The sequence below is a fragment of the Capnocytophaga catalasegens genome, from assembly GCF_026005215.1.
Lineage (GTDB): Bacteria > Bacteroidota > Bacteroidia > Flavobacteriales > Flavobacteriaceae > Capnocytophaga > Capnocytophaga catalasegens.
Genome location: NZ_BPMA01000085.1, coordinates 1 through 1849 on the forward strand (window position 1 = coordinate 1; position 1849 = coordinate 1849).

Annotated in this window: 2 protein-coding genes; both read left to right on the forward strand. The window is 26.5% G+C overall.

The features are described 5' to 3' along the window. Positions 1-137: 137 nt before the first annotated feature. Positions 138-1016 (forward strand): hypothetical protein, encoded by an 879-nt coding sequence (locus tag OO775_RS13820; RefSeq protein ID WP_264847812.1) that lies wholly within the window; start codon positions 138-140, stop codon positions 1014-1016. A 243-nt stretch (positions 1017-1259) separates the two neighbouring features. Then, on the forward strand, positions 1260-1849 hold a 590-nt coding region (locus tag OO775_RS13825), incomplete at its 3' end, for a glycoside hydrolase family 24 protein (RefSeq protein ID WP_264847813.1).

Consider the following 1849-nt stretch of genomic DNA (forward strand, 5'->3'; position numbering starts at 1 on the left):
GTGTAAAAAATATTTTTAACGGTGTTGTAAAAGATTATAAAAAATGGTTGAATTGTAAGCTTCAGTGTCCTTCTCATGTTTCTGAAATAGAAAGTATAAAAGAAGATTTAGAACTATTGGAAAAATTAAAATAAATCATGAAAATAATATATTTAATTCTCGCATTCTTTTTTATATCATGCAATCAACCAAAAAGGAATACTATAAAAACTATTGAGAAACAAGAAAAACCTTGTTTCTCAGAAAAAGCTGAAAATACTATTTTAAATTTGGGAGAAGTTATTAAAAAAAGAAGATTATTAGATTCTCTTTTTAATTACCAAAAAGGTATTTTTTTAATAACTGACAGCACTGAGATAGATAAAATACCTTTTTATAAAATAGAAGTGGGATATAATTCAGAGATAAGATATGAAACTTATTATACCTTTTATGTCGAAAAGGGGAATTGTGACAATATCAAAGTGATAAATATAGATGGAAAGATTATAGATATAAATGAATGGCGTGAGAAAAATTATAAGAAAGATAATATAGATAAAAAGATTCATATTAATGAAACTAATAATCTTCCTTTTAGTTCATCGAAGTATTTGATATGGTATGAAAATTCTCGTAATGATAATGGAGAAACTAGTGATTCCTTTATTGAGAATTCTTTTGAAGGAGCTGATTTTGTAGAAAAATTAATAATGGACAAATTTCCCGCAGAAAAAGAGAATATTGGTTATATATTACCTATTGAAAACAATTCAAATAAATTTTATTTGTTTGTTAGCCAAAATTTTAAAATAATAACAGTTGATAAAAAGAAAGAAGTAATAATTGATTGTCTTAATTTTAATTATAATTTAGATAACATGAACTGGTGGCTTGAAAAATCATTTATTATCACACAAAATTTAGAAATTATTTTTTATAAAAATAAAGGTAAAAATAACATTATAAAAGAAAGTATCCCTTATAAAAAATATCAAATTCAAGAAAATGGAAAAATTATTGAATTATTAAAGTAGAATTGGAAACTTTGGAGTGATATTGAGACTCATAATATAAAAGGGGAACCATTCCATTCTACTAAGGGAAAAATAGATAATAAAGGAGAGCTTTTAGTAGAGTTAGATACTTCTAAGTGTAAATTAGATAAAGCAAATATAATTGCTGTATTTAAGATTAAAGGGAAAGAAGGTAAAGAAAAAGGAGCTTATATAAGAGAATGGTATTCTCTAATATTACATTCTTATTCTGAGCTAACTAAATTGGCAGAAAATGAAGCTGCTGTGAAGGTTAGTGAAATCTTAGGCATAGGAAAAGTTAAAAGAATTGAGTTGGAAGAAAAGAAATGTGTATGTGAGGAAAGAATACGGGCTTTTATGAGAATGCTGAAAATAGGAGAAGGAACAGGAGAACTTAATATAAAAGGGGAGAAAATAGATCCTCAAAGAGGATATAGGATAGCTTTTGGAGGAAATGAAATAACTGATTTTAGTAAACATCCAGAAAAAGTATATAATGGTTCTTCTGCTGCTGGAGCATATCAAATAATGCAATATACTTGGAAATGGTTAAAAGGAGAACGTACCATTAAAAACAAAAAAGTATATGATGAAAAGGGAGACTATTGCAAGAAATATAATATTCAAAGTTTTGATGAAGAATCACAGGATAAATTATGTTTAGCAATATTGAAACATAAACGAGAAGGTATTTTAGATTTGATTATGAAAGGAGAAATAGAGATGGCTGTTAGGAAATATGCAAGTCTAGAGTGGGCTAGTTTGACTCATATAGGAAATAATAGTAATTATTCTTTTAAAGGTAACCCACAACCAGCTATTTCTGTAGCAAC

Bases quoted from the DNA above. Each gene is read 5' to 3' on its own strand.
- OO775_RS13820 (WP_264847812.1), top strand. From the start codon at position 138: ATGAAAATAATATATTTAATTCTCGCATTCTTTTTTATATCATGCAAT.